This is a genomic window from Aestuariivirga sp. (assembly GCF_046093005.1).
Lineage (GTDB): Bacteria > Pseudomonadota > Alphaproteobacteria > Rhizobiales > Aestuariivirgaceae > Aestuariivirga.
In genome coordinates this window covers 1-6,467 of the sequence record NZ_JBJTER010000077.1, presented here as the reverse complement: position 1 = coordinate 6,467, position 6,467 = coordinate 1, and the positions used below count along the sequence as shown (strand labels likewise).

8 protein-coding genes and 1 pseudogene are annotated in these 6,467 nt (G+C 64.2%); 2 read left to right on the top strand and 7 right to left on the bottom strand.

The window, feature by feature from the left end:
• The 3 genes from ACKOED_RS06145 to ACKOED_RS06135 form a co-directional block, all read right to left on the bottom strand.
• On the bottom strand, positions 1-864 hold an 864-nt coding region (locus ACKOED_RS06145), incomplete at its 3' end, for a cysteine synthase A (protein WP_408915698.1).
• Between the two features lie 69 nt (positions 865-933).
• A complete protein-coding gene (locus ACKOED_RS06140) occupies positions 934-1,122 on the bottom strand; it encodes a hypothetical protein (RefSeq protein ID WP_408915699.1) in 189 nt (62 codons plus the stop codon).
• Between the two features lie 272 nt (positions 1,123-1,394).
• Complete coding sequence (locus ACKOED_RS06135) at positions 1,395-1,964, bottom strand: peroxiredoxin (RefSeq protein ID WP_408915697.1); 570 nt, start codon at positions 1,962-1,964, stop codon at positions 1,395-1,397.
• 300 nt (positions 1,965-2,264) lie between these two features.
• On the opposite strand from ACKOED_RS06135, the gene ACKOED_RS06130 reads away from it, so the two are divergent.
• On the top strand, positions 2,265-2,723 hold the full coding sequence (locus ACKOED_RS06130) for a hypothetical protein (RefSeq protein ID WP_408915696.1): 459 nt from the start codon (positions 2,265-2,267) through the stop codon (positions 2,721-2,723).
• A gap of 209 nt (positions 2,724-2,932) precedes the next feature.
• Here ACKOED_RS06130 and ACKOED_RS06125 read toward each other — a convergent pair.
• The 4 genes and pseudogenes from ACKOED_RS06125 to ACKOED_RS06110 form a co-directional block, all read right to left on the bottom strand.
• Positions 2,933-3,718 (bottom strand): annotated as a pseudogene (locus tag ACKOED_RS06125) (sulfate/molybdate ABC transporter ATP-binding protein); the annotation flags it as partial.
• A gap of 16 nt (positions 3,719-3,734) precedes the next feature.
• On the bottom strand, positions 3,735-4,613 hold the full coding sequence (gene cysW / locus ACKOED_RS06120) for a sulfate ABC transporter permease subunit CysW (RefSeq protein ID WP_408915695.1): 879 nt from the start codon (positions 4,611-4,613) through the stop codon (positions 3,735-3,737).
• Entirely contained in the window at positions 4,600-5,448 is an 849-nt protein-coding gene (gene cysT / locus ACKOED_RS06115; RefSeq protein ID WP_408915694.1) for a sulfate ABC transporter permease subunit CysT, read from the bottom strand. Before cysT ends, cysW begins: the two co-directional genes overlap by 14 nt.
• Before the next feature lie 177 nt (positions 5,449-5,625).
• Positions 5,626-6,072, bottom strand: a complete 447-nt coding sequence (locus ACKOED_RS06110; protein WP_408915693.1) for an RrF2 family transcriptional regulator — start codon at positions 6,070-6,072, stop codon at positions 5,626-5,628.
• A gap of 136 nt (positions 6,073-6,208) precedes the next feature.
• On the opposite strand from ACKOED_RS06110, the gene ACKOED_RS06105 reads away from it, so the two are divergent.
• Positions 6,209-6,467, top strand: a 259-nt coding sequence (locus tag ACKOED_RS06105) for an IMP dehydrogenase (protein WP_408915692.1), incomplete at its 3' end; no start/stop codon positions are given.

Genomic DNA, 6,467 nt, shown 5'->3' with positions numbered 1-6,467 from the left:
CAGCTGCCGGGCGAGCCTCATGGCGCCGCCCACATTGACCCCCGTCGAGCCACCCATGCACAGGCCCTCGTGCTGCAGCAGGTCGAAGGCAATGGGGATCGCCTCCTCGTCGGGGATCTGGAAGGCGTCGTCGACGATGGCGCCCTCGAGATTGGCGGTGATGCGGCCCTGGCCGATGCCTTCGGTGATGGAGGAGCCCTCCGCCTTCAGCTCGCCGGGCTTGTAATAGTTGTAGAGCGCGGCCCCCATCGGATCCGCCAGCGCGATCTTGATGTTCCGGTTACGGTCCTTCAACCCCATGGACACGCCGGCCAGCGTGCCGCCGGAGCCGACGGCGGCCACGAAGGCATCGACCTTGCCCTCCGTCTGGGCCCAGATCTCGGGCGCCGTCGTCTCGATGTGCGACTGGCGGTTGGCAACGTTGTCGAACTGGTTGGCCCAGACCGCACCCATGGCGGCGGCGAGGCGGCCCGAATACTTCACGTAATTGTTGGGGTTCTTGTAGGGGACGGCGGGCACTTCCACGAGCTCGGCGCCGAGCTGGCGGAGCGCGTCCTTCTTCTCCTGGGACTGGGTGACAGGAATGACGATGACGGTGCGGAAGCCCATGGCATTGGCCACGACCGTGAGGCCGATGCCGGTGTTGCCGGCGGTGCCCTCGACGATGGTGCCGCCGGGCTTCAGCTCGCCCCGCGCAATGGCGTCACGGATGATGAACAGCGCGGCGCGGTCCTTCACCGACTGGCCGGGGTTCATGAATTCGGCCTTGCCCAGAATGGTGCAGCCGGTGAGTTCCGAGGCCTTGCGCAGCTTGATGAGCGGCGTATTGCCGATGGCGGCGATGACGTCTTGCTTGATATCCATGGCGCTAGACATGCCCCATCGATGCCGGGTCCGTCAAATGCCGCCAATTGAAAAGGGCGCCGGACCTGCTCAGTAGCAGGGCGGATAGGGATAGTAGCCGCAGGCCGGCGGCGGATAGGCCGGCGCGCCGTACCAGCCGTGGCGGCCATGCACCACAACGCCATCGGGCAGCACCGCGCACGGGTCGATGAACGGCGCGGCGGGGCCCTTGGCGAAGCTGTGCTTGCCGTCGCCCCAGCGGGCCATGAACATATCCATGACGCGTCTGCTTGCCGTCCGCGGCCCCCCTACGGCGCAGCGCTGGCTGCGCTGGCAATTGAGCGCAAGCGCACGAAAGACACCCTGGTGGATCAGGTCTGCCAGTGGAACGGTCTTTCGCGGTTGAAGACGCGCCGTTCCAGGAATTCATCTTTCCGTCATGTGGCGCATGTCACGACAGGGGTCTGTTGGGCGTAGGCTCGCTTTGGAACCTCAACAGCTTGTCCCGAGGCTGGTCGAGCCGGCCGGGATGATCCGCCGCAACGGGGGCCTCAGGGCAGCGACCTGGCGCGCAGCCAGGCGATCACATCGGCCGCGCTGCGGTCTGGCGGGAACACCGGATAGAACACCTGCGTGATCTTGCCGTTTTCGATGATCAACGTCATGCGCTTGATCAGCCTGCGCCCGCCGGCTTCAAACAACGGCAGCGATAGCGCATGCGCCAGGGAAAGCCCCGCGTCCGACAGCAGCGCAAACGGCAGGTGCAGGCGCTCAGCGGCCTCGCGCTGATAGGCGGTGTCCTGTGTCGACAGGCCGAACAGCTGGGTGACGCCAAGCGCCGTCAGCTCCGTGAAGTGATCACGGAACGCACAGGACTGCGGCGTGCAGCCCCGCGCCCCCGGGATCATGTCCCAGCCATCCGGCAGCGGCGTATCCGGGCGCCCGGTCATGGGGTAGACGTAGACGACGGTCAGCCCGGCAAGCGCCGACAAATCGACGGTCGTCCCGTCGGTCGCCTGCAGGGACAGCCGGGGCACCCGCGCGCCGGCCAGGTGCTTCGCCGCGCCATCGTCAACCGGCACGGGCAGGGTCGACCAGTCGACTTCGAACAACTTCGTCATGCCACCGCTTAGTTAGGGGCAATCCGGCAGGGAGGCAAGCCCGGGCGCCAGTTCAACTCCATCCTCATGAGCTATCTCTCAGGTGGCTCATGAGCCGCTGGGTATCCGTACCCAAGGCGGGTCGTGGCGGGGCATCTTGCCTCTATTCATCGCGGAAAGCGGCGTAAATCCAACCCGCGGCGCGGCACAGGACATAAATCACAGCCGGAATGCCCAGAACCACGCCCGATACGCCAATCCAATCGGTTTCCCTGATACTGAGCGGACCCAAGCTCAAGATCAGGATAGCCATAAAGGAAAATGCAAGGAAAACTCCCGCACCGTGAAACCTGCGATGAATGCCGTGGCGGCGCGGAGAGCTCATGCCGCCACGCGCTCAAGCCGACGGGCCGCGAACGCGCTTATAGCCTTGCGTTGAACCTCAATGCCCAGTCCCGGTTTTCCTGCGCCATGGGGTGCAACCCGAATGCAGGCAAGGACGCGGTGGCCGGCCGGCATGGCGGTGGTTTTCTCCTCGATATTCCCAAATCCTTATGCGCTTGCATGGAAGCTTTACAAGTGCCAGTTTGGAACATCAGGCGTTTGCCGCCACGTCCTTGGCCATATCTGACGTTGCCTGACAAGGCTGAAGGCCCCCCACAAACGCTGTTCGGGCTGAAACACACTGGAGGCTGGAAAAAGCTGCCGGCGGCCGGAGAAACCGGGGCGCGCCGTGGTCTTGCAATATGCGCGTTGCCGAAAAATTTTGCTTCGGGCTGACCCCACGCATGCCATCGGCCGGTAGACGAAAGGGCTGCGGGTTTGCCCCGTGTCCGTAAGTCCGGGAGGAAACAGCGCCACGCTGATCGCAAGAACAGCAAGGCGGCACTTCCGTTGTAGCATGCGCACCGCGCAGCCTTGACTGAGAAGAATTGAGGTGAGGCGCCGGAATGGCTCAGCAATGCGCCGGGCCTATCCGCCTGCTATCTGGCATTCACCACCACGGGCCGCGACCAGTCGCGCTGGCGTTGTGCCGAAACGCCAGCGCCGATGCCTTCGATGAAGCCTTCCACGAAGCAGGTGGCCGGGCGCTCCAGAATGTCCCGCGCGGTGCCGGCCTGCACGATTTGCCCGAGATCAAGAATGGCGATCCGGTCCGCGAGTTCGAAGGCCTCGTCCTGGTCATGGGTTACGAACAGCGTGGTGTGCCCGGTGCGCTGGTGCAGCTCTTTCAGCCATTTGCGCAGGTCCTTGCGCACCCGGGCGTCGAGCGCGCCGAACGGCTCGTCCAGCAGCAGCACGCGCGGCTCGATGGCCAGTGCGCGGGCGAGCGCCACGCGCTGGCGCTGGCCGCCGGACAGCTGCGTGGGATAGCGGCTTTCCAGTCCGTCGAGCTGCACAAGTGCCAGAAGCTCCAGTACTTTCGATTTGATCGCGGTTTCGGAAGGCCTGCTCATGCGCGGCCGCGCCCTGAGCCCGAAGGCGATATTGTCGAACACCGTCATGTGCCGGAACAGCGCGTAATGCTGGAAGACGAAACCGATGCGGCGTTCGCGCAGGCTCAGTGAATTGGCGTCGATGTCTCCGAAATAGACATGGCCCGCATCCGGCTGCTCCAGCCCCGCCACGGCGCGCAGCAGCGTGGTCTTGCCGGAGCCCGAGGGCCCGAGGAGTGCCACGAGTTCGCCCGCCGCCACATCGAGCGATACGCCTTTCAGGGCCGGGTAGCGGCCAAAGTTTTTTTCGAGGTTTCTGATATGCACGGGAACGGACATCGGTTTCTCCTCCAAATCAGTGGCGGCGCCCGGCGGCGAGTTCGCCGGCAAAGCGCCATTCGAGCAGGCTCTTGGCGATGAGGGTAAGAAGCGCAAGGCCCGCCAGCAGCGAGGCCACCGCGAAAGCAGCGGTGAAATTATACTCGTTATAGAGGATCTCGACCTGCAACGGCATGGTGTTTGTCAGTCCGCGGATATGGCCTGAGACGACGGAGACCGCGCCGAACTCGCCCATGGCGCGGGCGTTACACAGGAGCACGCCATAGAGGAGCGCCCATTTCACATTGGGGAGCGTCACATGAAAGAACGTGTACCAGCCAGATGCGCCGAGCGTGAGTGCGGCTTCTTCCTCGGCGGTTCCTTGCGCCTGCATCAGCGGAATCAATTCGCGCGCCACGAAGGGAAAAGTGACGAGGATCGTGGCCAGCACGATCCCCGGCACCGCGAAGATGATCTCGATGCCGTTCGCGGTCAGCCATGGTCCCAGCCAGCCATGGGCGCCGAACAGCAGCACATACACGAGGCCGGAGATGACAGGCGAGATCGAGAATGGCAGGTCGATCAGTGTCAGCAGCAGGTTCTTGCCCCGGAACGTGAACTTGGCTATGGCCCAGGAGGCCGCCAGCCCGACGATGGCGTTCACCGGAACGGCGATGGCAGCGACGAGCAGCGTAAGGCGGATCGCCGCCTGGGTGTCCGGCTCCGCGAAGCTGGCGACGAACACCTCCACACCCTTGCGGAACGCCTCGGCGAACACGGTGATGAGCGGCAGAAACAGGATTGCCACCAGAAACAGGATGGCGGTCCCGATCAGCAGCAGGCGGGTGAGCGGGGTTTCGCTGGTGGCGCGCGCTGGCGTGTGCGCAAGCGGCAGCAGGCGGTCAGACATTGCCATATTTCTTGCGGCTCCATGCTTGCAGGACGTTGATCAGGAACAGCAGCGCGAAGGAGATGGCCAGCATCACGGTGGCGATCACCGTGGCCCCGCCATAGTCGAATTCCTCGAGCTTGATGACAATCAGCAGCGGCGCGATCTCCGAGACCATGGGAATGTTGCCGGCGATGAAGATCACCGAGCCGTATTCGCCAACGCCGCGGGCGAAGGCGAGTGCAAAGCCTGTCAGCAGCGCGGGATAGACATGTGGCAGCACCACCTGGAACACGGTCCGCGCGCGCGACGCGCCGAGCAGGGCGGCGGCCTCCTCGATCTCCTGTTCGACCTCCTCCAGCACCGGCTGCACGGTGCGCACCACGAAGGGCAGCCCGATGAAAATCAGCGCGATGGTGATGCCAATTGGCGTATAGGCGATCTTGAACCCCAGCGCCTGGGCGATGGAGCCGATGAGTCCATTGGGCGCATAGATCGCCGCCATGGCGATGCCGGCCACGGCGGTGGGGAGTGCGAAAGGAAGGTCCACCGCCGCGTCGATGATGCGGCGGCCGGGAAAGCGGTAGCGCACCAGCACCCAGGCAATCAGCAATCCGAATACGGCGTTGACCGCTGCCGCGAACAGCGCCGTGCCGAAGGATAACCGCAGTGCCGCCAGCGTGCGCGGGTCGGTGGCGATCTCGAAGAACGCCTGAGGCCCGATCGACAAGGCGCGCAGGACCAGGGCGGCGAGCGGGAGCAGCACGATCAGGCTGAGCGCGCTGAGCGTCAGCCCAAGCGCCAGCCCGAAACCCGGGATGACGCTTGGGCTTCGGAGCCTCGGGAGGAGGGCCGCGGGCATCTCAGTTGGGGCGTTTGCCGCTCTGATCAGGCGCGGGGGCAGTCAGCGCGCAGCGGGTTGGGAGAAGCATGGGATGAACCTCCGTGTCTGAACTTGTACACCGAATACTATACGGGATTGATAGACAATCAAGTGAAATTGTTCGCTTTGCCGAACAAAATGTTCTTTTAAATGAAATCAGGTGCTTAGTATCACGCCTTCCGCATCCACCGCGGCGCGCATCACTTCCGCGAGCGTTGTCGTCTCAAGCGCGGAGAGATATTGCGCATAGGCCTTGGAGAAGGCGATTCTCACTTCGCAATGGGCCTCATCCCGGCAGTCTTCGCAGCGCCGGTAGGCGGTACGCGACAGGCAGGGCAGCGGCGCGATGGGGCCGTCGATGGCCCGCAGCAGGGGTCCGATGGCAATGGTGTCCGCCGGTTTCAGCAACTCATAGCCGCCGTCGCGGCCGCGGCGGCTGGTAACATAGCCTGCGTTCTTCAGGGCCAGCAGGATCTGCTCCAGGAACTTGCGTGGCAGCTTCTCCTGCTCGCACAGCTGGCGAATTTGCAGGCCCTCGCCCGGCCTGGCGCGGGCCAGGGCCACCATCGCCTTGAAGGCATAGCGCGCGCGCTGGGAAATCATCCGGGCAGACATAATCGTTGATCGGCCATCAATGCAAGCGGGTGGCGGGATTTCAATGCTTGCCCCGGCCGTAATGCCGGTGTTATGGACAATCGCCAATCCCAGAGCGAGTCCCTTGCCTTCGAGAGGTTGGCCCATGCCGCGCCCGATCCCGGAATTTCTTACCTTTGACGATGTGCTGATGAAGCCCGGCGCCTCTTCCGTGCTGCCCGCACAGGTCAAGACGGCCACGCGACTCACGCGCTCGATCAGGCTCTCCATTCCCATCATCTCGGCCGCCATGGACACGGTGACGGAAGCCCGCCTCGCCATCGCCATGGCGCAGGCCGGCGGGCTTGGCATCATCCACAAGAACCTGGAGCCGCATGAGCAGGCTGAGCATGTCCGGCAGGTCA